General features: G+C 64.8%; 21 protein-coding genes. 6 read left to right on the forward strand and 15 right to left on the reverse strand.

Annotated features, from left to right (window positions below; translation table 11 throughout):
* Nucleotides 1–245 precede the first annotated feature (245 nt).
* Nucleotides 246–695, forward strand: coding sequence for a D-aminoacyl-tRNA deacylase (gene dtd, locus SH602x_RS21735; protein ID WP_479474281.1), 450 nt, complete (start codon nt 246–248; stop codon nt 693–695).
* A gap of 68 nt (nt 696–763) precedes the next feature.
* On the opposite strand, the gene SH602x_RS21740 is transcribed toward dtd, so the two are convergent.
* Nucleotides 764–1648, reverse strand: coding sequence for an alpha/beta hydrolase (locus SH602x_RS21740; RefSeq protein WP_479474282.1), 885 nt, complete (start codon nt 1646–1648; stop codon nt 764–766).
* A gap of 121 nt (nt 1649–1769) precedes the next feature.
* Complete coding sequence (locus SH602x_RS21745; protein ID WP_479474283.1) at nt 1770–2876, reverse strand: metal-dependent hydrolase; 1107 nt, start codon at nt 2874–2876, stop codon at nt 1770–1772.
* A 163-nt stretch (nt 2877–3039) separates the two neighbouring features.
* Here SH602x_RS21745 and SH602x_RS21750 point away from each other — a divergent pair, with 163 nt between their 5' ends.
* Nucleotides 3040–3984 carry a CvpA family protein gene (locus SH602x_RS21750; protein ID WP_479474284.1) on the forward strand — a complete coding sequence of 315 codons (945 nt, stop codon included), beginning with the start codon at nt 3040–3042 and terminating at the stop codon, nt 3982–3984.
* An 820-nt stretch (nt 3985–4804) separates the two neighbouring features.
* On the opposite strand, the gene SH602x_RS21755 is transcribed toward SH602x_RS21750, so the two are convergent.
* The 9 genes from SH602x_RS21755 to SH602x_RS21795 all read right to left on the reverse strand — a co-directional run bounded on the left by SH602x_RS21755 (nt 4805) and on the right by SH602x_RS21795 (nt 15233).
* The gene (locus SH602x_RS21755) at nt 4805–5818 is read right to left on the reverse strand and encodes an acetyl-CoA carboxylase carboxyltransferase subunit alpha (RefSeq protein ID WP_479471027.1); all 1014 of its coding nucleotides are present in this window, start codon (nt 5816–5818) and stop codon (nt 4805–4807) included.
* Nucleotides 5819–6127: 309 nt separating this feature from the next.
* Nucleotides 6128–7012, reverse strand: coding sequence for a serine/threonine-protein kinase (locus SH602x_RS21760; RefSeq protein ID WP_479474285.1), 885 nt, complete (start codon nt 7010–7012; stop codon nt 6128–6130).
* Nucleotides 7013–7278: 266 nt separating this feature from the next.
* The gene (locus tag SH602x_RS21765) at nt 7279–8451 is read right to left on the reverse strand and encodes a glycosyltransferase family 4 protein (protein WP_479474286.1); all 1173 of its coding nucleotides are present in this window, start codon (nt 8449–8451) and stop codon (nt 7279–7281) included.
* Nucleotides 8448–9371 (reverse strand): tRNA pseudouridine(38-40) synthase TruA, encoded by a 924-nt coding sequence (gene truA / locus SH602x_RS21770; RefSeq protein ID WP_479474287.1) that lies wholly within the window; start codon nt 9369–9371, stop codon nt 8448–8450. Before truA ends, SH602x_RS21765 begins: the two co-directional genes overlap by 4 nt.
* Entirely contained in the window at nt 9368–10384 is a 1017-nt protein-coding gene (locus SH602x_RS21775; protein ID WP_479474288.1) for an aspartate-semialdehyde dehydrogenase, read from the reverse strand. Before SH602x_RS21775 ends, truA begins: the two co-directional genes overlap by 4 nt.
* 201 nt (nt 10385–10585) lie before the next feature.
* Nucleotides 10586–11554 (reverse strand): HTTM domain-containing protein, encoded by a 969-nt coding sequence (locus tag SH602x_RS21780; RefSeq protein WP_479474289.1) that lies wholly within the window; start codon nt 11552–11554, stop codon nt 10586–10588.
* Complete coding sequence (locus SH602x_RS21785) at nt 11551–12309, reverse strand: hypothetical protein (protein ID WP_479474290.1); 759 nt, start codon at nt 12307–12309, stop codon at nt 11551–11553. Before SH602x_RS21785 ends, SH602x_RS21780 begins: the two co-directional genes overlap by 4 nt.
* Before the next feature lie 170 nt (nt 12310–12479).
* Entirely contained in the window at nt 12480–13682 is a 1203-nt protein-coding gene (locus tag SH602x_RS21790; RefSeq protein WP_479474291.1) for a TIGR03000 domain-containing protein, read from the reverse strand.
* A gap of 297 nt (nt 13683–13979) precedes the next feature.
* Nucleotides 13980–15233, reverse strand: a complete 1254-nt coding sequence (locus tag SH602x_RS21795; RefSeq protein ID WP_479474292.1) for a protein-L-isoaspartate(D-aspartate) O-methyltransferase — start codon at nt 15231–15233, stop codon at nt 13980–13982.
* A gap of 219 nt (nt 15234–15452) precedes the next feature.
* Between SH602x_RS21795 and SH602x_RS21800 the strand changes: the two genes are divergently transcribed.
* The 3 genes from SH602x_RS21800 (at nt 15453) to SH602x_RS21810 (ending at nt 17984) form a co-directional block, all read left to right on the forward strand.
* Nucleotides 15453–16250, forward strand: a complete 798-nt coding sequence (locus tag SH602x_RS21800; RefSeq protein ID WP_479474293.1) for an HpcH/HpaI aldolase family protein — start codon at nt 15453–15455, stop codon at nt 16248–16250.
* 40 nt (nt 16251–16290) lie between these two features.
* Complete coding sequence (locus SH602x_RS21805; RefSeq protein WP_479474294.1) at nt 16291–17100, forward strand: hypothetical protein; 810 nt, start codon at nt 16291–16293, stop codon at nt 17098–17100.
* A gap of 92 nt (nt 17101–17192) precedes the next feature.
* Nucleotides 17193–17984 carry a protein kinase family protein gene (locus SH602x_RS21810; protein WP_479474295.1) on the forward strand — a complete coding sequence of 264 codons (792 nt, stop codon included), beginning with the start codon at nt 17193–17195 and terminating at the stop codon, nt 17982–17984.
* Between the two features lie 115 nt (nt 17985–18099).
* On the opposite strand, the gene SH602x_RS21815 is transcribed toward SH602x_RS21810, so the two are convergent.
* Together SH602x_RS21815 and SH602x_RS21820 are read right to left on the reverse strand one after the other, a co-directional pair.
* Complete coding sequence (locus tag SH602x_RS21815) at nt 18100–19005, reverse strand: hypothetical protein (protein WP_479474296.1); 906 nt, start codon at nt 19003–19005, stop codon at nt 18100–18102.
* Between the two features lie 55 nt (nt 19006–19060).
* Complete coding sequence (locus SH602x_RS21820; RefSeq protein WP_479474297.1) at nt 19061–19423, reverse strand: hypothetical protein; 363 nt, start codon at nt 19421–19423, stop codon at nt 19061–19063.
* Between the two features lie 387 nt (nt 19424–19810).
* Between SH602x_RS21820 and SH602x_RS21825 the strand changes: the two genes are divergently transcribed.
* Nucleotides 19811–20656 carry a transposase gene (locus SH602x_RS21825; RefSeq protein ID WP_479474298.1) on the forward strand — a complete coding sequence of 282 codons (846 nt, stop codon included), beginning with the start codon at nt 19811–19813 and terminating at the stop codon, nt 20654–20656.
* An 83-nt stretch (nt 20657–20739) separates the two neighbouring features.
* Here SH602x_RS21825 and SH602x_RS21830 read toward each other — a convergent pair whose 3' ends face one another.
* Both SH602x_RS21830 and SH602x_RS21835 read right to left on the reverse strand, forming a co-directional pair.
* Entirely contained in the window at nt 20740–21672 is a 933-nt protein-coding gene (locus SH602x_RS21830) for an ABC transporter ATP-binding protein (protein WP_479471012.1), read from the reverse strand.
* Entirely contained in the window at nt 21669–24041 is a 2373-nt protein-coding gene (locus SH602x_RS21835) for a hypothetical protein (protein ID WP_479474299.1), read from the reverse strand. Before SH602x_RS21835 ends, SH602x_RS21830 begins: the two co-directional genes overlap by 4 nt.
* Nucleotides 24042–24101 lie beyond the last annotated feature (60 nt).

The raw sequence follows: 24101 nt of genomic DNA on the forward strand, positions 1-24101 counted from the left end.
CACTGCTGGCTTGCCCAGCAGTGCAGGGCCCCGGCAACGACTTCGACATTGCAAGAAGATCCATCACGGATTCGCCGTTCGGATATCGACGGCTTTCCTTCGGGATACGACGTCTGAGATCGGCGAACGCACCGCCGCACGCTGCACTGCTGGACAAGCCAGCAGTGGCACTCGGAAAGATTTCGCCGACCAACGTCGCCGCGCTCTGAGCGGTGCATCTTGAGTCTGTTCTAGAGACCTGTTCTATGCGAGCCGTCGTTCAACGCGTCCTCTCGGCACACGTCACCGTCGAAGGGCGCGAGGTCGGCAGGGTAGGGCAGGGGACCCTGGTCCTGATCGGCGTCGCGGAAGGCGACGAGCCGGCGGACGCGATCGCGCTGGCGGATAAGGTGGTCCACCTGCGCATCTTCGAAGACGACGAAGGGAAGATGAACCGCTCGCTGCTCGATACGGGCGGCGGACTGCTGGCGGTGAGCCAGTTCACCCTGCTGGGCGACTGCCGCAAGGGTCGCCGCCCCAGCTTCGCCACCGCCGCGGCGCCGGAACTGGGGAAGAAGCTCTACGAACGCTTCGTCGAAGAAGCCGCCCGCTTCAAGATCCCGATCGCGCTAGGACAGTTCCGTGCCCACATGCAGGTCCATCTCGTCAACGACGGACCGGTGACGATCCTGATCGATACGAAGAAGGAGTTCTGAGCCCCAGGCAGAGCAGGGCAGAGCAGGGCAGAGCAGGGCAGAGCAGGGGACTTTGAAATCGATGCCGTCTACTTCCTCGCCGCCGTCAGCGCCTTCAGGAACAGGTCCTGATGCAGCGCGAAGAGGTTGCCGTGATCGCCGCCGGCGATGACGGTCAGATCGACGGCTTCCTGGAACTCTTCGGCAAGCGTCCGGCTCATCTGGACGGGGATCACGTTGTCGGCGTCGCCGTGCAGGATCCAGGCGCGACCCTTGTTCGCCGCGAGCGCCTTAAGTCCGACGCGGTTGTCGAAGACGTGCTGAATCGGGATGTCCTTCGATACCAGGAACTTCGTCCGCGCCATATCAGGCGTGCTGGTGAACGGCGCATAGCAGACGACGCCCGGGATGTCCCATTCCTCGACTGCCATCAGCGCGGCGGCGGCTCCCAGCGAGTGCCCGAACGCGCGGAGCTTCGACGGCTCGGTCGTGACGTCCAGGCCGGTCGCCTTCTCGGCGGCCTGAAGCGACCGCTTCACGTTCTCGCGAATGGCGCTCGGGCTGGGCGAGCCTTCGCACGCGCCGTACCCGGGGTAGTCGACCAGTAGATACGCGTCCGAAGGCAAGGGCAGGGCACGGACCAGCGGATCGAAGTCGAGCGCCAGCGTTCCGTTCCCGCCGCAGAAGATCCAGACGCGTTCGGGCGACTCGCCCTTCTGCTGGGGAACCCACCACGCGGTCTGCGCGCCCTGTTCGGTCCGATAGTCGATCCGGACGCCGCCGCCCTCGGCGAACTCCGCGACCGTCTCCTCGCCGTACTTTCGCGGGAAGTACAGAAAGCTGCGCTCGATCTGTTCGAGCTGTCGCAGCATCTCCGGCGAAGGGGGCGGTTGTCCGTACGCTGTGAGACCGCCGGCGAGGCTGCAGCAGATCGCATACGCCATCGCCGCCAGGCCGGGTCGAAAACGATTCACTGCGCAGACTCCGGGCGAGGCGCCGAGAAGAACCGGGCCGAGCAAGATCGCTCCACGACCCGTGTGTTTCATCTTACGCGGCAGGAGCAGGCGCTGCGGCGATTCTCGCTTCCGCAGCGTTTCACCGCGGATAGAACGGAGCGCCGGGCGAGGGCAGGGCAGCGCTCGACGGCGATTCCCGCAGGCCGCTCGTCGGAATGGTCGAGAGCCCGGACGACGACGGCTGCATCGGGGGCGGCGAGAAGAACGACGGCGCGGGATTCGGCTGGGGCTCGACCGGACGATACGGCTGCCACGTGAAGGTCGATGACGGCGACGACGATGGCGAAGACATCGACGGAGGCGCCGGCGACGGGATCGATACCGTTCGCTCAACGGACGGCTGCGAGAACGGCGACGGATTGACGACTCCTGAGCGCTCCCCGTTCGACGGCAGCGTGGCAGGCGCCGGCTGTGCGAGCATGGAGCGCACGCGTTCGGCGGAGGGACTCGTTCGCTCGATCGCGCGATCGAGCAGCGAGCCGGGCTTCCGATCGAGGGAGTCGTACACTTTCTGAGCCACTCTCGGCAGGTCTTCGCGTTCGACGCCTAACTGTTCCAGGACCATCGGGTCGTTGGGCAATAGAAACGCCAGCAGCGCCAGCTTTCCGTAGACGCTGAGATTCGCCAGCGGTTTCGGACCGAAAAACTTCAGCGCCGTGCCGAAGGACTTCTTCACCTTCACGCCGCCGATGCCGACGTTGACGCTCCAGATCTCGTCCACGATCAGGTGCGACATGAACCCGACGACCACGCCGGCGGTCTTGAACAGCCGGATGTCGATCGTCTCGCCCGAGACGATCATGAACGACGCGACGCCGCAGATGGCCGCCGCCGGGAAGCTATGCCACATCCCGCGATGGACCGTATAGCGCTTGATGATCTCGGCGACGCCGAAGCGCACGAATGCGTAGAGGCAGATGGAGGCCAGCGCGATCGACTCCGTCGACCAGTGCAGCGCCTGCAGGCGATCGACGAACATCATCGGCACGATCGCCGCGCCGAACGAAATCGTCTCCCGCAACGGAACGCCCGAGTCGCTGTCGATATCGGGCAGCATTCCCGCGACCGAACAAAGCGTCCCGGTCACGATGCACGTGGCCGGATGCATGCCGAAAGCGAAACCCGCCCCGGCGAGGCCGACGCCGCAGGTCGTGCTGACGGTGATGTGGGTCTTGAAACCGGCCATGTTTCTCGGTCGTCGGCGACCCGTCGATCCTGAGTTCGCAGCGGAAGGTCCGCCGTCGCTCGCCGCGCCGAACACGCGCAGGGCGAAAAACTTATTACGAGACGCCCTGCTCTTTCGCCAAGAGGAATGTTTCCGTGCGGCATTCCCGGCCCGGAAACTGCCGTTGGCCGATTCCCGACCGGAGACGTATATTTCCGCGCCGTCGCCTCCGGCTATTCCGGAAGCGGGAACGCCCAAGACTGACGTCGCGGGAACGAACGGCTTAAGAGACTCGTCCCGCGACGAAGCTGACTTACTCCGACGGAGTTCCGCGCCGATGCAGGTGCAGATCTACGACCTGATCATGATCGTGGTGCTCGCCGCGGCGGCGCTCCTCGGCTTCTGGAAAGGGCTCGCCTGGCAGGTGGCCTCGGTCGGCTCGATCGTGCTGTCGTACTTCGTCGCCTACAACTTTCGCGACGTCGTGGCGTCCAAGATCCAGGCCGATCCCCCCTGGAACACCTTCATGGCCATGCTGTTGCTCTACCTGGGCACCATGATGGTGGTCTGGATCGGATTCCGGTTCGTGAAGGGCTTCATCGAACAGGTGAAGCTCTCCGAGTTCGACCGGCATGCGGGCGCCCTGCTCGGCGCCGTGAAGGGGGCGCTGATCTGCGTTCTGATCACCTTCTTCGCGATCACCCTGCTGGGCGATTCGCAGAAGAAGCAGATCGCCACGTCCTATTCCGGCCAGGCCATCGTGCAGGGAATCGACAACATCCCCATCGCCGTGCCGGAGGAAGTCCACGGCGTGCTCCAGAAGCTTCGCGATCAACTCGTCGCCGATGCCGGCGGCATTCCCAGTTCCGGCTTTCCGAGTTCCGGCGGAACGACGAGCGGCGGCGGACTCTTCTCCGACGGCGGGTTCTTCTCGTCGAACGATCCGCCCGGCAGCACGATTCCCGCGCCGGCGGAGCAGGGGACTCTGGGAGGACTTCGGGAGCTCTTCCCGACGACGCCGTTTCCCTCCGGCAACGGCCCTGCTCCCACGACCGGTCTGCGACCCGAAGGAGAGCGCGAAGCGAACTCTCTCCTTCGCGAGATCGAGCAGCATCTCAACCGACGCTGATCGGGATTCGCGTCCCGGTTAATCGGTTGCTCACTGGCGCGCTTTTTCTGCGCCGGTTTCCGGATCGTCAGCGCGCCGATTTATCGCGACGAACGAACACGCTTTCGCGCGCGAAATCGGGCTCCGCCAACCGAGCCGATCGGTCAACATCGGCGCCTGAAAACGAGCAACCTCGGGTCTTCGTTTCCGAAGCGCCCTGCCTCGTTTCCGGCAGGGGAGCAGGCCTCCGTCCGGAGCGCTTTTCAGCGCCTGTTGGACGCGTCGCTGCGCTGCCGAATCGAGGCCGAATATCGAAGTTCGAATCGGCGCTCGTGCGGACGGCTCGAAGGCCTTCGAACAGCTCGCCGAAGCCCGGCAGGCGAGGAAAGCGGTCGGAAGCGACTATGCCGTTTCCCGGGCGAATTTGGGTCCGCAACCGAACATAAGGGACATTATCGGACGTTGCACCGGGGGACTTTTCCCGGGAACTCGCCTCCCGGAAATGCCCTCGCCCGCATCGCGAAGCGGCCTCCGCAGAGCCTCCAGGAACGCGTCCGACAACAGGCTTCGACGCGACGATCGAACGCGCGATCCGACGCGAGCCGAGAGCCGATTTCCGAAACGAAAACCGGCGCGCGAAATCCAACTTCGCCGCGCGCGAACGACGAACATCGGCGGTCATCCGAGAGTGAGGTTCGAGGCGCGCCGAAGGCCTCGAAAACGCGCGCGAAAGCAGCGGCCGAAAGCGACCGAGAACGGGGTTCGAAAGCCGGCCGAAAACCGGGCGCGAACCGACGCTCCGCGCTCTCGAATCGAGCGCGAAAACAAACGCCGAAAATCGTCACGCCGACTCGGCCCGGACCAGCTCCGGAGCCGACTCGTGAAAGACGCCGATCCGGCGGAACTTTTCGTAGCGTTCCTGGACCAGCCGGTCCTGCGGAATGGACTTCAGTTCCGCGACGGTTCGCGCCAGAAAGTTCTTCAGATAGAGCGCGGCCAGATGCGGATCGCGATGCGCGCCACCGACCGGTTCCTGGATAACCTCGTCGACAATCCCGAACTCGCGGAGGTAACGCGAGGTGAACTTCAGCGCCGTCGCCGCGCTCTCGGCGAACTCGTGACTCTTCCAGAGAATGCCGGCGCAGCCTTCGGGACTGATGACCGAGTAGTAGGCGTTCTCGAGCATCGCCACGCGATCGCCGACTCCGATCCCGAGCGCGCCGCCCGAGCCTCCTTCGCCGATCACGACGCAGATGACCGGCGTTTTGAGCCGCGACATCTCGAACATGTTCTCGGCGATGACCGTCGCCTGGCCGCGCTCTTCGGCGCCCACGCCGGGATAGGCGCCCGGGGTGTCGATCAGACAGATGATGGGCACGCCGTACTTCTCGGCCATCCGCATTTTGCGGAACGCCTTGCGATAGCCTTCGGGATGCGCGCAGCCGAAGTAACAGGCCGTGCGTTCCTGATAGGTGCGACCCTTCTCGTGGCCGACGACCATCACCTTGTGCGAGTCGAGCCGCGCGAACCCGGTCAGCATCGCCCGGTCGTCGCCGAAGTATTTGTCGCCGTGCAGTTCGAAGAACTCGTCGAATACGAGCGACAGATAGTCCTTCGTATGCGGGCGATCCTTATGCCGCGCGACCTGGACCGTCTCCCAGGGCGAGAGATTCGAATAGAGCTTCCGCGCTGTCTCGGTCCACTCCCGGCGACACTGCCGGAGGCGTTCCTCCCGGTCGTGTTCGACCACGTCGCTCTGTTCGAGCTCCGCGATTTTCTGTTCGATCTCTGCCAGAGCGCCTTCGAAGGCAAGGCTTGCCGCGGCGACGAACTTCTTGGGATTGGGAGTCTGCATCGGAAGCGGGATATCGAACGACGGTCCGGCGAAACGGACCGGCGCGTCGGTTCGAGCGGAAGAAAGCGGCGCTGCGGACGGCGTAAAAGAAAGCGGCCGTTCGGCTTGCGCCGTGGCGACTTATTCTAGTCGCCCGGCAAGCTTTCTTGAATATACCGGCTCAGCGGGCCGCTCCGGCAAGAGCGGTTCCGTCGCAACTCCCGGCGCCGAAGAGTTTTCCGATCAGGCGCTCTAGGAGCGCCCAGCGTTCCCGGGCACTTTGCGAGCGCCCTGCCCTCGCCCGCCGAAACGCTGTGCGAGACCGCGACCCTACTTGGCGTCGCCTTCCTCGTCCTTCGGGCGAGACCGGAACATCCGCGTCGCCTTGAGCTTGGCGAGCACGGTCGTCATCGAATCCGGGCGGTCGTCGCGCTTCTTGGACAGCATCGACATCACGAGCGCGTTGAAATCGGGAGTGACGTCGCTGTTGAACGGCAGCATCGAGGGCGCCGGCGCCGAGAGATGCTTCTGCAGCAGTTCGTCCGGCGTGGCCGCCGTGAACGGAAGTCGCCGGCAGACGAGTTCGAACAACACGCAGCCGAGCGAATAAATATCCGCCCGCACGTCGATGTGCTTGCCCGTGATCTGCTCGGGCGACATGTAGCTGCGCGTTCCCTGCACCTTGTTGCGGACGAACATGTTCATCATGCCCGGCTTTTTCTCCTTCTCCGCGATGGAGAAGTCGATCAGCTTCAGCGCGCCGGTCGTGCGCGTCTGCGACAAGTCGGCCAGGAAGTTGTCCGGCTTCACGTCGCGGTGCAGGATGCCCTTGCGGTGGATGTACTTCAGCGACTCCGCCATCTGCTCGAACAGCGGCGTGAGATGCTGCGGCTGGAGCGCGTCCTTGTCGAGCCTGAGCACCTGCTTCAGGTTCTTGACGTTGTAGAACTCCATCGAAACGAACGGCAGCTCCTCGCCGCCGTAGAAGCCGTAGACCTCGATCAGGTTCGGGTGCTGGAGATCCTTGGCGATCTCGTACTCGTTCTTGAGCTGTTCGATTTCCGTCTTCTCGCGGATGAAGGCCTTCTGCAGGACCTTCAGGGCGCAGCGACTCTGCTTCTGTTCGTCGTAGGCCTCCCAGATGTCGCACGAGTGCCCCGTCCGCACGACGCGGATCAGACGAAAGTGCCCGAGATACTCTCTTCCGAACGACATGCCTGATCCCTTCGGGGCCGTTGAATTCCGACGAGTTTAGCGAATTTGACGGTCGGCAGACAGACAACGACGCCGCTCAGTCAGGCCGACAGTCGGTTCCGTTCGTGTGCCATGGCTGGCTTGTCCAGCCGTGCGGGCGGCGGGAACCGGCTCTCCCTTAGCCGAGCGAGCGCTACGACGCACGTCTGTAGCTCGATCGACCCAGGTTTCGCAGGGCTGGACAAGCCAGCCATGGCACACCGAATCGATCGAACCCGGCCAGCGACCTACCGCCGCGGAAAGCGACCCGCGAGGACGTCTTCGTACAACTCGCGGATCTGGCGGGTCATCGTCTCGCGACGGAAGGGGTCGGCGCATCGCGACTGCCCTGCCCTGCCCTGGCGTTCGCGCAGATCGGGATCGGCGACCAGCTTCGAGATCGCGGCGGCCAGACCCTGCACGTCGCCGGGCGCGATCAGTTCGCCCGTCTCGCCTGGGATCACGACTTCGCGGGCGCCGTCGACGTCGTAGCTGATCGCCGGTATGCCGGTCAGCAACGCCTGCGGCAGCGCCCGGGCGAGCCCTTCGCGGTAGCTGGCGTGCACGAGCAGATCGGCAGCGGAGAGATAGTCCGGGATCTGGTCAGGCGGGACGAGCCCGACGAAGAGAAAGCGGTCCGACAGGCCGAGTTCTTTCAGCTTCGCTTCGTGCTGCGAACGAAGCGTGCCGTCGCCGATGAAGAGGAACCGCGTCCGCGGATGGGCGGCCAGAACGGTCCGCGCCGCCTCGATCACGTCGTCATGTCCCTTGAGCGCGAAGAGCCTCGCGATCTTCGCGACGACGACTTCGTCGGGCGCGATGCCCAGACGCGCTCGCATCGCGCCCGTGTTCTCCCGGGCGTGCAGGAAAGGCTCGACGTCCATGCCGCTGCGGATGGTGACGAACTTCTCGCGGGGCGCTACGCGGGCGGCGACCAGTTGATCGGTCATCGCGTCGGCGACGCTGATCAGGGCGTGACAACGTTTGGCCGCATACGTTTCGCACCAGCGATAGACCGTCCGCACCGGCGCCGGCTGATAAGGATAGAACGGCGCCCCATGGACCGTATGCACGACGCAGGAGATCGACCGTTTCCAGGCGGCGAGGCGACCGAGGATGCCCCCCTTCGCGCTGTGCGTATGAACCACGTCGGGGCGGAATTCGTCGATCGTCCGCTTCAGTTCGGCGTACGCTCGCGCGTCGTCGCTGGGCGAGATGGCCCGCCGCAGATGCGGGATGACCTTCACCGCCAGATGGTCAGCGCGGGCCTGTTCGAGCAGAGCGCCTTCGGGTCCCTCGGACGGTCCCGTCGCGAGCAGCACGTCGTCGCCGTACAGCCGCATCAGGTCGAGGCAATTGTAAAGCGTGTTCTCCTGCGCTCCGCCGACGATCATCCGCGTGATGACGTGGAGAACCTTCATTCGAGGTCTCCCTCGTCTGCGATCTCACCAGTAGCGATCTTATATGCAGCGATCTCCTCGCCGGCGCCTTCTCCCCTGCCCTGCCCTGCCCTTTCCTGACCTGTTTCGTCCGAGCCGACGCCGTCGAACTTCGCCGGATAGTCGACGCTCCACAGAAACAGCCCCTGCGGCGGCGCGGTCGGAAAGATCTGCGAGCGCGTGCGTGCGGCGAGGACCTGATCCACCCACTCCGGCGCGGCGCTCCTGCGACCGATCTTGAACAGCAGTCCGACCAGGTTCCGCACCATGCGATACAGGAAGCCGTTCGACGCCACGTCGAACCAGATCGCCTCGCCCCAGGCGGTCTCTTCGCGGGTCACGCGAGCGTGCGTGATCGTCCTCACCGTCGACTTCCGTTGCGAGCCCTTCGCTTCGAAGCTCTTGAAGTCGTGCGTCCCGACGAACCGCGCCGCGGCGAGCTGCATCCGCTCCGAATCGAGCGGTCGGTGGCTGCGCCAGGAATATCGAGCGAGAAACGGATTGGGGACCAGGCCGTCGTCGATGCAGTAGCGATAGCGCTTGCCGGTCGCATGTCGCTGGGCATGAAAGTCCGCCAGCGTCTCGCGCACGTCGAGCACGACGACGTCCTCCGGCACATGCGCCTGGAGAGCCTTGGCAAGCGACGCGGGGGACAGCGACGTCGCTACGCGGAAGGAACAGACCTGCCCCTTCGCGTGCACGCCGGCGTCGGTGCGACCGCTGCCGAAGACGGTCGAGTCGCCGCCGACGATACGATTCAGCGCCTGTTCGAACAACTGCTGAATCGCGACGCCGTTCTTCTGTCGCTGCCAGCCGGCGTACGCGGTTCCGTCGTACGCGACGGTCATGCGAAACGTCCGTTCGTCGGCGGCGATCTTCTCCGCAGGCGACGGCTCGCTCAAGAGACCGCGGCCTGCATCCGGGCGAGCGTCTCCGCGATCTGCACCGCGTTGGTCGCGGCGCCCTTGCGCAGGTTGTCGCTCACGCACCAGAAGGCGATCCCGTTATCGAACGACAGGTCTTCGCGCACGCGACCGACGAAGACGGCGTCCTTGCCCGAGCAGGGCTGCGGCATGGGGTAGGCGCTGTTCGCGAGGTCGTCGATCAACTCGATGCCCGGGGCGTTGCGGAAGAGTTCCTTGGCCTCGTCGGCGGTCAGCTTCCGCTCGGTCTCGACCAGAATGCTCTCGCTGTGGCAGTTGGCGACCGGCACGCGGACGCAGGTCGGACAGACGCGGATCGTCGGATCGTCGAAGATCTTCTGCGTCTCGTAGACCATCTTCATCTCTTCCGACGTGTAGCCCTCGTGCTTGAGCGAGCCGATCTGCGGAATGAGATTGAACGCGAGCGGACGGACGAACGTCTCGTAGGCGTAGTCGCGGCCTTCGAGGGCGGCGCGGGTCCCTTCTTCCAGATCGCGCTCTCCCGCCAGCCCTGCCCCGCTGGCGGCCTGGTAGGTGCTCACGATCACGCGGCGGATCCGCGCGGCGTCGTGCAGCGGCTTCATGGCGACGACCATCTGCGTCGTCGAACAGTTGGGGCTCGCGATGATGCCGCGGTGATTCTTCAGGGCCTCCGGATTGACCTCGGGCACGACCAGCGGGACGTCGGGGCGCATGCGGTGGTAGCCGCTCTCGTCGACGACGATCGCCCCGCGCTCGACGGCCCAGGGAACGAACTCCGCCGCGGCGGGATCGGGCGTGCTGGCGATGACCAGATCGACCCCGTCGAAGGCCTCCGGCGTCAGGAGCTTCACGACATGCTCTTCGCCCCGGTAGACGATCGTCGAACCGGCCGACCGGGCGGTCGCCAGGAACGTGATCTTGTCGTGCGGGAACTCGCGCTCTTCGAGAAGTTGTCGAACGATTCGACCGACGGCGCCGGTCGCCCCGGCGAGCGCTAGATGTCCGATCATGCCTGGCGAGGAAGCTTTCTGCTCGCTGAAGTCAGCGGCGGAACGAAGAAAACGGCGGGGAATTCGAGGCCCGGCGAAACCGCCATGCTAATACGATTCGGAAAAATCGGAAAGAGTCGCCGTTTCGATGCGAGAGATCCTGAGCGGAGGGCGTGAGCCCTCCGAGTCCGGATCGAACGCGACGCCGAAGACTCGGGGGGTTTACACCCCCCGCTCAGAATCCGAGCGTTCTTTCGCGTCGCGTTTCCGACTTAGAAGCCGCTCGACGGTCGCAGGTTCGAGAAAAATGGCGTTCGCGGCGATCATGGCCAGCCCGAACGTCGCCATCCCCATCGCCAGAGCGATGCCGGCATGGACCAGCACGGCCATCGCCAGGACCAGCGGTCGCGTCCAGCGATTCCAGACGAGCGCGATGTAGGAGACCTCCCAGGCGACCGTGAGATGGGTCAGCGTCGCGAGCAGCCAGGGCGCCGCGGCCAGCCAGGTTAGATCGAGCGTCTGGTACTCGTAATTGCTGATGGCTCCCCACAGGGCACCGCCGTCCCACCACCCTGCCCCGCGAAGCTTCGACAGCCCGCCGAAGAGGTAGACGACGCAGAGATGCGACTGCATCAGCCGGGTCGCGATATTGGCGGAGATCGTTTCGGGGGCCTGAGTCGGAAGGAAGCTGCCCGTGCGGCGCCGGGCGTCGACGGAGGCGAACTCCCCTCCCGGATGGACGCAGAGATAGATCGCGATCATCGCGACCGCCTGGTCGAGACCGAACAGCGCCCCTTCCAGACGATGACAATACGCCAGCAGGACGACGAAGCTGGCGACGGCCGAGATGCGGGAACAGAACCCGACGGCGAGCGCGAGGTAACAGAGCCCTGAAACGATGTGGATCGCCCACAGCGCCGGCAGCGACTCGACGTACCACAGGGGCGACCAGGCCCATGATTGCAACCGCGCCGCATGATCGCGGGAGACGTCCGCCGGCATCCAGGCATGCTCGCCGAGGAACCCCGGCAGATCGAGGGCCCAGACGAGATGCATGTAAAGCAGCATGCCGCCCGCGAAGATCCGCAGGCAGGCGAGGACGTGCGGCTTCCTGGGAGTGAACCAGAAGCGGTCCCAGCCGGCGACGCCCTCGGCGAACCACCGCACGGGACTGAATTCGCGTGGGCTCATCGCGGCGCCTCGACAGGCGGCGCCGGGTTCTTCAGCAGGAGCGAACCGGCCTCGCGCGGAAGATCGCCGGGCGAGACCTGTCCGCGGTCAGGCGAGACTTCGGGCACGGTCGCGATCGGTCCTTCCGCGTCGCGAGGCAGCGTCACGTAGAGCGACGGGTCGTTCAATCGCAGGCCGAAACGTCGATGCTCGTACCAGTCGGGCTGGCGATGTTCGATCCGCTCGAGCGTCACCGCGCCCGCGTCGAACTGCGCCTGCACCCGACGCTCGAAGCCGTTCCACTTCTCGATGTAGTTCTCGCGACGGTTCTTCCAGAACGCATGGTCCGGACCTGCCTCGGGCGGAGGACCGGCGGGGCTCGCGTAGTCGGAGTGAAGCTGCTCGGCCAGCATGAAATGCCGGTGATAGAGGAGCCGCGGCCAATGCTGCTTCGTGTCGGGAAAGACGCCCTCGACGGAGGGTCGACCGTCGGCGAACGTCGCGCGGTACCGCACGAGATGACTCGGACCCGGATCGGGCGCGAAGAAGGCGTATCCGTGATTCAGGTAGAGCAGATCGATGTAGGGCTGCAGCGTGCGGAACGCGAAGCTGACCGGCGTCGCCGGAGCGCCCGGGGTGTACGTCTGCAACTGCAGCGGCGGAGCGACGACCGCGATCAGATGGACCGCCACCAGCGCCGAAACGAGCGCCTTCGCCCAGCGCGGCATGGAGGGCCGCGAGGCAGCGGGGGGCGTTTCGACGGTCGGTCGTGCCATGAACGACGAGAGGGAGGCGGAACGGCGGCGGGGACGCTTATCGGCCGAAAGCGCGGGGTCCGACCTTACACTGTAGCTCGTCCGTTTCGGGAAAGCGGGCGACGAAAAAAGCCCTGTCGGCAGGGGGCGCGACAGGGCTCTTCATCGTTTCGACGTCAGAATCGGTTCGTTCAGTCGGCGAGGGCGAACCGCTCGTCGGCGAAGTCGAAGGTCAGTTCCTTCACCTCGCCCGCGGCGATGTTCAGGCGGCGTTCCTGGACGATCTTGCGACCGTCGCGTTCGACGACCGCGCGAACGACGTAGTCGCTCCAGCGTTCGCCGGCGGCCAGTTCGGTCGTCGAGAACGTACGCGACGAGCCCTTCGCCGCCGTGGGAGCGCCCGACAGGAAGACCTGTGCGCCCTCGGGCACGGCGACCTTCACGGTCGTCACCGGATTGCTCGAAACCGAGCGGCCACCGAACGCCAGTTCTTCTCGCTGGCCGGCTCGCAGGACGACGCGTTCGCGCTTCACCGTGTCGCCGACCGCGATTTCGAGTTCGTAGGCGAACGATTCGCCCGGCGCCATCGTCGGCGTGACGAAACGGCGGACCGAGCCTTCGCTGCGGGTGCGGAAACCGTTCACGCGAACGATCGCTTCAGCCGGAACGCGGAGGATCAGGTGACCCTGGTTCTGGACGGAACCCGCGTCCGAAGGAGCGGGAGGAAGCGGCGGCTCGCCGGCGGGAGCCGCGTCGACCGAAGGAGCCGCAGGGGGAGCGTCGTACGCCGGAACTTCGCGGCGATAGGCTTCGGTCGGTTCCGATTCGATCACGCGCTCGCTGATGACGCGTTCGCCCGACGAGTAGGCGGGATAGCTTTCGACCGAGGGATAGGCGACGGACGAGCCGTAGCCGCCCGAGCTGCCGTAACCGCCGGACGAACCGCCGCTGGAGCCGCCGTACGAGACGACCGGACGGGCGACCACGTAGCCGCCGGACGAACCGCCGGAGCTGCCCCAGCCGGAGCTATAGCCGCCCGAGCTGCCGTAGCCGCCGGACGAACCGCCCGAGCTGCCGCCCGACGAACCCCACGCGGCGTGACGACTGGCCTTCCAGGCATGCAGACGAGCGAACAGACCGACGCGAACGGCTCCGCCGGACGAACCGCCCGAAGATCCGCCCCAGCTTCCGCCGGAGGACCCGCCGGACGAGCCGCCGTAGTAGGCGTCATACCCGCCGGACGAACCGCCGCTGGAAGCGCCGTATCCGCCCGACGAAGCGTATCCGCCGGAGCTACCGCCCCAGCTTCCGCCGTGGCTGCCCCAGCCGGCGTAGAGGGGAGCGGCGACGACGAACGCAACCGCGCTCGCCAGCCCCATGGAAAGTCCACGCATTCCTGACCGTGTGAATCTCATGTGTCCCCCCTGACCGAAAAGTTGCCGAAACCAGCGTGCTCGACCCATCCTACCCACTCGACAGTCTCTTTCAAGCTGCCGCAGAGTGTCGATTCCGCTGCCGCTGTGGGGCAGAAGTCGAGCGAACAGACGCTGCCGAGTACGGGTAACCGCTCACGCGCACGCGAAAAGGGCGCCGAATCGGCAAACACTTCCGATCAGTCGCAAACCCCGCAGGCGCCCAAATCGCTGGTTTCAGAACCAGCCCGCGCCGGACGAACCGGGACCCGCTGGCGGTCAGTTAGAAACCGGGATGACGGAAATCGCGTCGACGTCGAGCGTTCCCGTCGCGCCGAACAATCCCGCCCGGACGATCATCTCGCGCGCGGTCGGCGGGACGGCGATCCGCTGGCTCTTCCACTCCCACCCGCGGGTGTCGCGGATCGGGCCGATCCAGCCGCTGGCGACCGTTTCGCGCTTTTCGTCATAGAACGTCACGGCCAGCGCCGGGACCTCGTCGGGGGAAGCTCCCGGTCCGATCTTGGTCGCGCGGACGGCAGCGCGAAGCACGATGTTCGGCGTCTTCGCTCCGTCGATCGACGTCCCCTGCAGCAGCAGCGCCGGACGGCCCCGCTCGGTCGTATGGAAGCGTACGAAGCGACGACCCTCGGGCACGCCCTCGCTCTCTTCGATGACGTTGGCCAGTCGGATGTAGTACCAGCCGGGAACGTATTCCGGCTCGAACCCGTCGGCCTCGAACGAACCGTTGACGATCTCGCCCGGCTTCGGAGGGAGCGTCTGCCGCTTCTCTTCGGCTTCGCCGGTCATCGGGACGAAGAGCGTCGGCTTGAGCCGCTGCGAGACGAGTTGTCCGTTTTCCTTCCGCATCAGGACGAGCGTCTGCTGGTACCGGTCGCCGATCGGGATCACCATCATGCCCCCTTCGCGGAGTTGCTCCACGAGCGGCGTGGGAACCTTGTCGGGCGAGCAGGTGACGATGATCTTGTCGAACGGCGCATGCTCCGGCCAACCGAGATAGCCGTCGCCGACCTTCGTATTAACGTTCTGATAGCCGAGGCGTTCCAGATCCTTCGCCGCCTGCCGGCCGAGCGATTCGACGATCTCGATCGAGTAGACCTCCTTCACCAGGCCGCTGAGCACCGCCGCCTGGTAGCCGCTTCCCGTGCCGATCTCCAGCACCTTGTCGGTCGGCTGCGGGTCGAGCGACTCGGTCATGTAGGAGACGATGAACGGCGAGGAGATCGTCTGCCCCTCGCCGATCGGAAGAGCCATGTCGAGGTAGGCCCTGGATCGCTCGGCCAGCGGCACGAACTCGTGCCGCGGCGTGCGACGCATCGCCTCGACCACGCGCTCCGTCGTGACCCCGACGTCGGTGACCGCCATCTTCACCATCCGCTCGCGCGCGGCGAGCGACGGGTCGTTCGCCGCGACAGGAGGAGCGGACCGAGCGGGAGCGGCGCCCCAAGCGAGCGACAGTCCCAGCAGAACGCCGGGCGCGAAACGTGCGAACGAACGGCGAAGGCAGGGCATCGTTCGACCCCTTCGAGCGATGGAGAGCGAATGGCTGGCAGGCGGGAACGCAGGCCCTGCGTCGCCTTCCACTATACTTTTCTTTTCGAACGAGTTCACGCTCTCTCTCCATCTGAGCGGGGGACGAAAGTCCCCCGAGTCGTCGCTCGAACGCCGCGTAAGAAAGCTCGGGGGGTCGTCACCCCCTGCTCAGAACCGCCTGAACGCCGAATGCGCCTCATGAAGACCAACCCCGTCAAACGCAAGCTCCGCGAGGGCCAGCCGACCTTCGGCACGTGGATCTCGCTGGGCGATCTGTACGCCACGCGACTGCTCGCCCGGATGGGGTTCGACTGGCTGACGGTCGACATGGAGCACTCGGCCATCGACTGGTCGCAGGCGACGACCCTGTTCGGGGCGATCGCCGACGCCGGCTGCGTCCCGCTCGTCCGCGTTCCGGAGGGGAACCACTTCTATATCAAGCGGGCGCTCGACGCCGGCGCCTGGGGGATCGTCGTCCCGATGGTCGACACGGTCGAACAGGGACGCACCGCCATCGCCGCCGCGAAGTACCCCCCTGCCGGGAATCGCTCCGTCGGCGGAGGCATGCACTCCATGAACTTCGACGCGTCGGCTGCCGAGTACTACGCCCGGGCGAACGACGAGATCCTGGTCGTGCTGCAGACCGAGAGCCCCGAAGGCGTCGCGAACGCGAAGGCGATCTACGCCCTCGAAGGCTGCGACGCGATCTTCATCGGACCCAACGACCTCCGCTTCCAGATGCGGGCCGCCGGCGGAACCTTCCCCACGCCGGAGGAACACGAAGCCGCGATCCAGGAGGTGATCCGCGTCGGCAATGAAACCGGCACGCCGACCGGCATCCACACGATGGACGTCCCCTCCGCCCTGCTCCGCGCCGAGCAAGGCATGCAGTTCCTCGCCGTCGGCAGCGACCTGCGGTTTCTGGCGCTCAAGAGCGAAGAAGTCGTGGAGGGCCTATGGCCGGAACGCGGGAAGAAGGATTTGGCGCGGTATTAGATGTCCGTCGCTTTCGGTGACAATACGCGAGGAATCGAGAATGGGAGAGGCAACTGAGCGGCTCCGCCGACGCAAGGACGCGCAGCGACGACTTACCGAGTTAGCGTCCAATCCAAGAAACGTGCTTGCGATTCATTATTCATGCGAAAGCTTCTACGATCGCCCTAACGGCACATCTCCTCGCATCACGTCGATCGCCGCGCGTAATCTTGGGAACGGTCAAACTAAGTCGTTCTCCATTCATCAGATCGCCGAACGCCGCGATCTGATCAATGCTGAAGCTATCGAGGCGACGTACGACGACCTTGAAAAGGAGATGCTTAAGGATTACTTCGCGTTCGTGAGTTCACATCAAGAACAGGTTTGGCTGCACTGGAACATGCGAGATGCGAACTACGGCTTTGACGCAATCTGCCACCGATACCGTGTGCTAGGGGGCAAACCCATTGAAATCCACGAGTCTCGACTTTGCGATCTCGCTCGACTGCTAGTCGGGCTGTACGGTGTCGGGTACGTCGGCCACCCGCGGCTTACGAAGCTCGTCGAAAAAAACAACATCAGCAAGAAAGACTTTTTAACGGGCGAGGAAGAGGCGAAGGCATTTGAATCGAGGGAGTATGTCAAACTGCACCAGTCGACCCTTCGCAAGGTCGACATCCTGGCGAATATCGTCGAACGTGCATCGGACGGGTCTTTGAGAACGAATGCTAAGCGATCGGAAATCTACGGAGGGCGCGCAGTAGCTGTAGCCGAGTTTCTAAAGGAGCACTGGTTGGCCGCAGCCATATTGCTCCTGCTTGGCGCTGTGGGCTCGATCGCTAGTATCATCAGCTTATTTCAATCAACGTGAGTTCAATGAGCGACGGACCAAGCCTCCCTACACCACGTACCTTTCGCCCTCCGCAGGCGGGAGAACAGATTTCGCACGCCGGACAAACGTTCATGATCGGCAAGCGCCTGGGAGGCGGCGCGTTTGGAGCAGTCTACGAGTGTAGTGATGAGTGGAGAAACGAACTGGTTGCAAAAGTCGTGGTACCGGGGGACCGCACGTACGAACAAGTGCGAGACGAATGGGATCGCGAGCTCACTAACTTAGTGCTGCTTCGGCATCCTAACATCACATTCATCCATGACGCATTTGAGTACCGGGACACGTTTTACCTGATCGTGGAACGGTGCACGTGGACGCTCCGGGAGGTTGTCGAGCAATCTCCCCGTCCCGCACGCGACTGGCTCTTTCATGTCGCACGGGACTTGTTGAATGGCTTGCATTTCATGCACCGACAAGGCTACGTCCATAAAGACCTACATGCTGAGAACGTGTTCGTATTGCAGATCTGCGACCGATTTGACCCGAATCAGTGGATCGTGCAGTTCAAGATAGGTGATCTTGGCATCAGCCGCCTCGAGTCCGACATTCGCATGTTCGGTACAGTGCTCGCCGCCTGGATGCTCCCGCCGGAGTACTTGGCACCTCAAGAATTCGGATCGGTCGGTCGCGTAACAGACGTCTATCACATCGGCCTGCTGCTACTTTCATTGGAACTCAATCGCCAACCCGCTTTCACGCACGAAGAAATCCTCGCGGGGCAGCCACGTCAACTTGCAGAGTCGCTCGACTCGCCCTACTCACAGGCAATCGCAGGGGCACTCCGTCGACATGTGGCACATCGCACGCAGACACCCCTCGATCTCTGGAAGCAAATTGTCAGTGCTACGTCGCCACGGCAGTGATTCGCGTACCGCGTCCGTGACTGTCCTACTATCAAGAGGGCGAGGGTAAACGGAGCACTCCCGACGTTTAAGCACCGCATATGCTGGTTTCGCGTCCGTACAGAACGCAGCAAAATCATGGTTCCGCCTTAACCGTAACCCCGCTCAGCGGATGACTGGTCGCCGCCTCCCACGCCAGTTCCTGCAGCAGGAGATTGAGCTTGTCGGCTTCCTTGTACTTCACCGAAGAGAGGCCGTCGGGCGTGGGGATGCCGACGGGGCTCTGGCGATAGATGAGCGAGTAATAGACGTATGTCGCCAGAATCTGGATCGGCTGGTGGGGGTGTCCGATCGGGTCGGTGAACAGCTCGTTCTGTTCCTTCAGCCCGGGCGCTTCGCCGGCGAGGATCTTCTCGCGTAGCGCGATCACGGCCTGACCGACCGGCGCGGCGAAGATGGCCGGGCGATCGGTCCGCCCCAGCTTCTCGTTCAGCTCGCGGACGTGCGCGTCGAGCTCTTCGAAGTACGGTCCGTGGACCTTGCGCAGGGACTCGACCGTCGGGGCGTTATGGTCGACGGGCCGGTTCCGCAGCGGCGCGACCTTGTCGTATTCCTCGTACGGCAGCCAGTTCTCCTGGATGAAAATCCGCACGTCGGGATTGTGCTCCAGCGCCAGCGTCGCGAAGTTCTCGATCCCTTCGTCGGGCAGAAAGATCGGCGACAGGGTCAGCACGTCGGCCTTCCCTTCGCGAAGGATTCGCTTGGCCTCGTTCCGGGCGTCGGGCACGTCCCAGTGCTGTATGATCCGCGAGCCGCCGATGGCCGACATGCCGACCTGCGTATGCCCTTCGATACCGGCCTTCTTCGCCACGTCCGGCAGCAGCAGCGGCACGAAGAAGTGAAAGCTGTGGGCGCAGGTGAAGATGCGCTGACCTTGAACGGCGGCCGGCGCGGGGGCGGCTTCTTCCTGAGCGATCGACATCTCCGGCACGAGGAGCGCCGGCAGGCTCAGCAGCACGCAGATCGCCAGCCGTCGGTTCATGGCATCGCCTTTCGAAGAGCGTTCTAGGAATCAGCGCCCCGCATCGAGCCGTCCGTCATGCATCCGTCGAATCGGCATCTCCGCCCCGGCGACGCAGGGACGACCCGCAGGCGAGCAGTCCGACGACGAGGCAGAGCGCGAACGGGATGGCTCCGGCGACGGCGATCGTCGGCGCCGACCAGTCGGTCTTGATGCCGCCGAAGCCCCAGGAGATGTAGGTGCCGGTGACGTCGCCCTCGTACTCCGTCAGCCCGATGCGGCGGAAGTCCGAGTCGTAGCCGTCGTACGCGGACTTCCTGTCCTCCACGCCGACCGTCCAGTCACGGATGACGCGATGCCCCAGCTGGGCGGAAGCGATCGAGGGAACGACCGCGATCAGGAATAGCGTCGCAAGCCGCACGACTGCCGATCGAGACATGCGATCCTCCCGGTTTTCGTAGGTCAGGCATCGCCTGACGGCTATCTCGAAGGCGTCTTCGCGAAGATCCGCGTCGGCGGATGGACCTCTTCCGACTTAGAAGCGATCGAAGCTTCCGAACGGCCATTCACCGTGGTCAGGCGATGCCTGACCTACTGATCTGTCCATCGTTTTCTGTCAGGTTGAACGAAGAGTTTCGGGTGCCACTGGCTCCGCCAGTGCTGCAGCTTGAAGTGTCGTCCAACACCCGCGATCCGGCCTCCGGAAAAGCACTGGCGGAGCCAGTGCAACAAATTGCACGGGCCGTTTTGGATTCGTCTTGTCCGTAAATGCAGCGATCTTCCAGACTTACCTTTTCTCGTCGCCAAACGAAGAAAGGGGCAGGTCATGGAAGATCGCTTGTGGGAAATCGTCGTGCAGTTCGTGCCGGAAGACAAGTCGCCTTCGTCGTACGTCTACTCCTCGCGAGAGATCGTCGCGGTGATCCTCTGGGCCGTGCTGCACGACCGACCGATGTGCTGGGCCTGCCAGGCGGAGAACTGGCCGAGCGAACGCCGGCCCGCACGCATCCCCGACCCCAGCACGATCAGCCGGCGCTCGCGAAAGCCTGAACTCCTCGCGGCTCGCGAAGCGACCCAGGCCGCGATCGCCGAGCGTCTGGGCGAGCCGACTCCGACGGCCGCGATCGACGGGCAGCCCTTCCGCGTCAGCGACTACAGTCGCGACCGCGACGCCAAGAACGGACGGGCGTATCGCCGCTTCGGACGAGGCTACAAGCTGCATGCCGTCGTCGACGGGCGGGGCGTCGTGCTGCGACATGAAGTGCGACCTCTCAACGAACAGGAGCGAGTCGCGGCCAAGCGTCTGCTGCCTCCGCTCGCTCCGCGCGTGCGACGCGTCTTCGCCGACGGGAACTACGACAGCGGTCCGATCCACGACTGCCTGAAAGGGACCGGCATGAAGTTCTACTGTCCGCTCATCAAGAACTACGTCAGCCCCGGCGGTCACCCTCGGCGGAAGGTCGTGCATCGAATCATGAACCACCCGCTCGGCGAACGGATCCGCGTCGCCCGCGAACATATCGAGCGACAATTCGGGAGGATGACCAACCTCGGCTTCGGCCTGAAGGGCCTGCCCAACTGGGCGCGAAGGCTGCATCGAGTCGATCGCTGGATCAGCCATAAGATCTTGCTCCATCACGCTTACCTGCTCCTGCGAGCCGAAACCGCGTGATGCAATATGCTGCAGTGGCACCCGGAGGAAAAGCTGACATTTAACGATAGACAAACCGCCACGAACCGACGTACGCTGGCCCCTTAAATCTTTGCCCCCACGCCCTTCGTCAGCGTCATGAAGGCCGATTCGAGGTTGATCTCTTCCTCGGCGAAGTGGGAGATCGCATAGCCCCGCTCGATCAGGTACGGGACGAGCGCGCTGTAATCGGCGACGCCCGGCTTCAGGCTGACGCGGAGGCGATCCTTGACCCGCTCCACGCCGTCGACGAACTCATGCGATTCGAGGGCGGTCGCGGCCTGCTCCTGGGAAGCGCCGACGCCGATCATCAGCACGACGTACTGGCGGACCTGCCGCATGACCTCGGCCACGTCGGCGTTCACGATCAGTCGTCCGCGGTCGATCACGCCGACCTTGTTGCAGATGTCGGCCAGTTCGGGAAGGATGTGGCTCGACACGATGATCGTCTTGCCGAGTTGTCCCAGCCGGCGGAGCAGGTTCCGCATCTCGATCCGCGCCCTCGGGTCGAGACCCGACAGCGGCTCGTCGAGGAGCAGCACCTGCGGATCGTGCAGCAGCACCCGGGCGAGGCCGAGCCGCTGCGTCTGTCCGCGGGAGAGCGTGTTGGCGAAGGCTTCGCGTTTGAAGTCGAGGTCGACGACCTCGAGCATCTCGTTGCACTTCTTCAGCCGCGCGGGGCCGTGGATGCGATAAGCCGACGCGAAGAATTCGAGATACTCGATCACCTTCATGTCGTCGTACACGCCGAAGAAGTCGGGCATGTAACCGACGAGCCGGCGGATCTCCTTCGGCTCGGAATAGATCGAGTGACCGCAGACGTAGGCCTCCCCCCAGCTCGGTTCGAGCAGGGTCGAGAGGATCCGCATCGTCGTCGTCTTACCGGCGCCGTTGGGACCGATGAAGCCGAACAGGTCGCCCTGCTCCAGCTTCAAATCGATCGCCTTGATGGCGAACAGATCGCCGTACTTCTTGGTCAGGTCGCGGGTCTCGATCAAGGCTGGGCCTCTTCGGCGGCTGGCTCTTCGGCGATGTCCGTAGCGGCGGCGGGCTCTTCGGTTGAATCTTCTTCGGCGTCCGCGGCGTCGGACTCCGTTGCCGGAGATTCTTCGCGAACGCGACGGGGCGCCGCCGCTGGAGCGACGGGGAGGACGATCCGCACCCACGTCTCGACCCGGCGATCGGAGGCGTCGAACGCGTCCGGTTCGGCGGTCACCGTCAGCGCCGGCTGAGCGATCCGCCCGACGAGCATGGCGCCGGGATAGTCCAGCCGGTCCGACAGATCGAGTTGCGGATAGTAGTCATGGCCGAGGTTGGCGGAATACGATCGCCCGCCCGCGGCCCGATGGAACATCAGCATCTCGACCAGGCGTTCGAAGCTGGCGTGCGTCGGGTTCCAGATCTCCGTCTCGTCGCGATTGTCGGCGGTCGATCGGCGGCGCTTCAATCGCCATTCCAGGTTCATCGGCGAGTCGAGCTCCGACAGGCTCCACGTCTCCCCCGGCTCCAGATCGTCGAGGGCGTAGATCCAACTGCCCGAGATGATCCGGGCCTCTTCGAGCGTCACCGGCAGCGGATTGGTCACTTCGCCTCGGAGCAGGTCGTTGATCGGCGAACGGAACAACTTGCCAGGCGCCGGCGCTTCGAAACGTTCGGTCCAGCGTCCGACGAACGCCTTCGTGGAAGAGACCGGGATCGGCACGTCGCGAGGCGAATCGCCCTGCGCTGTCTGAATCAATTCGTACGCAGGGAGCGCGAGCGCGGCGTTGACCGCGCTGCTCATGCCGCCGACGCCCGTTCCCGGGAGACCTTCCCAGGAGTAGACGACGGGCGGACCGGCCTGACCCTGTTCCGTGGCAGCGGGAGCGAAGCGCCGGGCGCTCGCCTGCAGGTCGTACTTTCTTCCCGCGTCGCTGTAGGCGACCGACCAGGAATAGCCGCGCACGAGCGCCCCGCCCTGTTCGTCGTACGCGATATCGACCACGTCAAGTTGATTCCACTTCGACGCGTCGCCGCGGAGGTAGCCTGCGGCAAGCCACATCCCGACGCCGATCAGCGCCAGCGCGACGGCGAACGTGGCCCAGGTCCACTCCATCCGTCCGACGATCCGCTTCAGAAAGAACCAGTCGCCCGGTCCGATCCACGCCAGGTAGACGATCAGCACGAAGACGATGGCCAGAAAACTGGGCAACCGCACGCCCTCGAACCGCTCCAGCGTCGTCCTCACCTGACCCGAGAGATCGTCGAAACCGAGATGTACAGCCCTGCCGACGCTCTCGCCGGAGCCTTCCGCCGCCTCGGCTCTGCGACCGCGAGTCAGGATTTCCCGCCAGAGACCTTCGCGCCCGACCCAGCCCGCGAAGGGCGCCTTCGTCAGATCGAACGCGACGTACGTCGTTTCGCCGAACCGAACGGGGTAGCGGACGATCGTCGCCCCGGCTGCCGGAACGACGCCCTCGAAGCTGATCACGCGACCCTCGACGTCGCGAAAGAACGCGGTCGCGACCGTGAGCGGAGCTCCGGCTGAGTCGACCGACGCCAGCGGTTCGTCGACCGCGGCGAGCGTCTCCAGACCGCGCAGGCGGGAGAGCCGTTCGAGCCGGTCGAATGCACCTGGCGCGAGCGCCGCCAGCGGACCGTTCTCTCCCAGCAGGGCTTCGCTCGAAGCGCCTCCGACGACGACGACGCGTCCGCCGAGTTCGACCCATTCCACCAGCGCCTGCCACTGCTCGGCGGTCGCCTGCGCGGCTGCGCCGTCGTCTCCCGCAGCGATGACGATCGTGTCGGCGGCGTCGAGCCCCCACCGCGAACGGGGGAGCGAAGCCAGCGAGTCGACGCGAACGTAGACGCGGCGGCTGTCCGTCTTCCCCGTCGATCGGAGCGTACGGAGCGCCTCGGACAGCCCCGATTCAGGACCGAACGCCACGAGCAGGCGCTGCTCCGCAGGTCGCGGCGCGGCCAGCGCAAGGGGCGAAGGTTTCCGCCGCAGCGAAGCCGCATCGACGAGCGCCAGCGACGTTTCGCTCAGCGGTTCGCGACCTCGAAAATCTTTGATATCCAGGTCGAGCTTCTGTCGGCGATAGAGTCGAACCTGCACGTTCCCCCGCGGACGCCCCAGTCGCACCGGCACGTGGATCGTCGGCGTTCCTGCCGGGAGCGAGATGTCGGAAAGCTGCTCTACCGGGACGCCGTCGCCGTCGGGGACTTCGATGCCGAGTCGTCCGTCGAAGGCCTCGTTCGATTCGAACGTGAGCGAAAGTTCGGTCCACAGGCCGAGCTTGTATTCCCCGTCGAAACCGATCGCGGCGCTCTTGAGGACCGGCGGAGCCCCCTGCGAAACGGAGGGCGTCGCGACGAGCAGCGTCACGAAGAGCAGCCCACCGAGCAGCGTCAGCGCCGGCGTCGCGAGCCTCGGACGCCTGGTTGC

It is taken from the genome of Lignipirellula cremea (assembly GCF_056501455.1).

What these genes read in the sequence shown, in the direction of transcription:
- SH602x_RS21745 (WP_479474283.1), bottom strand. Translation starts at nt 2,876, where the DNA reads ATGGCCGGTTTCAAGACCCACATCACCGTCAGCACGACCTGCGGCGTC.
- SH602x_RS21810 (WP_479474295.1), top strand. Translation starts at nt 17,193, where the DNA reads ATGATCGGCAAGCGCCTGGGAGGCGGCGCGTTTGGAGCAGTCTACGAG.
- SH602x_RS21795 (WP_479474292.1), bottom strand. Translation starts at nt 15,233, where the DNA reads ATGCCCTGCCTTCGCCGTTCGTTCGCACGTTTCGCGCCCGGCGTTCTG.
- SH602x_RS21755 (WP_479471027.1), bottom strand. Translation starts at nt 5,818, where the DNA reads ATGCAGACTCCCAATCCCAAGAAGTTCGTCGCCGCGGCAAGCCTTGCC.
- SH602x_RS21805 (WP_479474294.1), top strand. Translation starts at nt 16,291, where the DNA reads ATGGGAGAGGCAACTGAGCGGCTCCGCCGACGCAAGGACGCGCAGCGA.
- SH602x_RS21825 (WP_479474298.1), top strand. Translation starts at nt 19,811, where the DNA reads ATGGAAGATCGCTTGTGGGAAATCGTCGTGCAGTTCGTGCCGGAAGAC.
- SH602x_RS21815 (WP_479474296.1), bottom strand. Translation starts at nt 19,005, where the DNA reads ATGAACCGACGGCTGGCGATCTGCGTGCTGCTGAGCCTGCCGGCGCTC.
- SH602x_RS21765 (WP_479474286.1), bottom strand. Translation starts at nt 8,451, where the DNA reads ATGAAGGTTCTCCACGTCATCACGCGGATGATCGTCGGCGGAGCGCAG.
- dtd (WP_479474281.1), top strand. Translation starts at nt 246, where the DNA reads ATGCGAGCCGTCGTTCAACGCGTCCTCTCGGCACACGTCACCGTCGAA.
- SH602x_RS21800 (WP_479474293.1), top strand. Translation starts at nt 15,453, where the DNA reads ATGAAGACCAACCCCGTCAAACGCAAGCTCCGCGAGGGCCAGCCGACC.
- SH602x_RS21785 (WP_479474290.1), bottom strand. Translation starts at nt 12,309, where the DNA reads ATGGCACGACCGACCGTCGAAACGCCCCCCGCTGCCTCGCGGCCCTCC.
- SH602x_RS21760 (WP_479474285.1), bottom strand. Translation starts at nt 7,012, where the DNA reads ATGTCGTTCGGAAGAGAGTATCTCGGGCACTTTCGTCTGATCCGCGTC.
- SH602x_RS21790 (WP_479474291.1), bottom strand. Translation starts at nt 13,682, where the DNA reads ATGCGTGGACTTTCCATGGGGCTGGCGAGCGCGGTTGCGTTCGTCGTC.
- SH602x_RS21775 (WP_479474288.1), bottom strand. Translation starts at nt 10,384, where the DNA reads ATGATCGGACATCTAGCGCTCGCCGGGGCGACCGGCGCCGTCGGTCGA.
- SH602x_RS21820 (WP_479474297.1), bottom strand. Translation starts at nt 19,423, where the DNA reads ATGTCTCGATCGGCAGTCGTGCGGCTTGCGACGCTATTCCTGATCGCG.
- SH602x_RS21780 (WP_479474289.1), bottom strand. Translation starts at nt 11,554, where the DNA reads ATGAGCCCACGCGAATTCAGTCCCGTGCGGTGGTTCGCCGAGGGCGTC.